1 rRNA gene is annotated in these 1,574 nt (G+C 53.4%); it reads left to right on the top strand.

Features of this window, described 5'->3' with window-relative positions:
* Positions 1-9: 9 nt before the first annotated feature.
* A 16S ribosomal RNA gene (locus tag DPF93_RS20955) occupies positions 10-1,562 on the top strand.
* Positions 1,563-1,574 lie beyond the last annotated feature (12 nt).

Genomic DNA, 1,574 nt, shown 5'->3' with positions numbered 1-1,574 from the left:
CAAAATCTTAAATTGAAGAGTTTGATCATGGCTCAGATTGAACGCTGGCGGCAGGCCTAACACATGCAAGTCGAGCGGCAGCGACAACATTGAACCTTCGGGGGATTTGTTGGGCGGCGAGCGGCGGACGGGTGAGTAATGCCTAGGAAATTGCCCTGATGTGGGGGATAACCATTGGAAACGATGGCTAATACCGCATGATGCCTACGGGCCAAAGAGGGGGACCTTCGGGCCTCTCGCGTCAGGATATGCCTAGGTGGGATTAGCTAGTTGGTGAGGTAAGGGCTCACCAAGGCGACGATCCCTAGCTGGTCTGAGAGGATGATCAGCCACACTGGAACTGAGACACGGTCCAGACTCCTACGGGAGGCAGCAGTGGGGAATATTGCACAATGGGCGCAAGCCTGATGCAGCCATGCCGCGTGTATGAAGAAGGCCTTCGGGTTGTAAAGTACTTTCAGTAGGGAGGAAGGTTCATGCGTTAATAGCGTATGGATTTGACGTTACCTACAGAAGAAGCACCGGCTAACTCCGTGCCAGCAGCCGCGGTAATACGGAGGGTGCGAGCGTTAATCGGAATTACTGGGCGTAAAGCGCATGCAGGTGGTTAGTTAAGTCAGATGTGAAAGCCCGGGGCTCAACCTCGGAATTGCATTTGAAACTGGCTGACTAGAGTACTGTAGAGGGGGGTAGAATTTCAGGTGTAGCGGTGAAATGCGTAGAGATCTGAAGGAATACCGGTGGCGAAGGCGGCCCCCTGGACAGATACTGACACTCAGATGCGAAAGCGTGGGGAGCAAACAGGATTAGATACCCTGGTAGTCCACGCCGTAAACGATGTCTACTTGGAGGTTGTGGCCTTGAGCCGTGGCTTTCGGAGCTAACGCGTTAAGTAGACCGCCTGGGGAGTACGGTCGCAAGATTAAAACTCAAATGAATTGACGGGGGCCCGCACAAGCGGTGGAGCATGTGGTTTAATTCGATGCAACGCGAAGAACCTTACCTACTCTTGACATCCATAGAACTTAGCAGAGATGCTTTGGTGCCTTCGGGAACTATGAGACAGGTGCTGCATGGCTGTCGTCAGCTCGTGTTGTGAAATGTTGGGTTAAGTCCCGCAACGAGCGCAACCCTTATCCTTGTTTGCCAGCGAGTAATGTCGGGAACTCCAGGGAGACTGCCGGTGATAAACCGGAGGAAGGTGGGGACGACGTCAAGTCATCATGGCCCTTACGAGTAGGGCTACACACGTGCTACAATGGCGCATACAGAGGGCTGCCAACCAGCGATGGTGAGCGAATCCCAAAAAGTGCGTCGTAGTCCGGATTGGAGTCTGCAACTCGACTCCATGAAGTCGGAATCGCTAGTAATCGTGGATCAGAATGCCACGGTGAATACGTTCCCGGGCCTTGTACACACCGCCCGTCACACCATGGGAGTGGGCTGCAAAAGAAGTGGGTAGTTTAACCTTCGGGAGGACGCTCACCACTTTGTGGTTCATGACTGGGGTGAAGTCGTAACAAGGTAGCGCTAGGGGAACCTGGCGCTGGATCACCTCCTTATACGATGATTAT

Source organism: Vibrio rhodolitus (genome assembly GCF_003350325.1).
Taxonomy (GTDB): domain Bacteria; phylum Pseudomonadota; class Gammaproteobacteria; order Enterobacterales; family Vibrionaceae; genus Vibrio; species Vibrio rhodolitus.
This window is presented reverse-complemented; position numbering and strand designations above follow the sequence as displayed.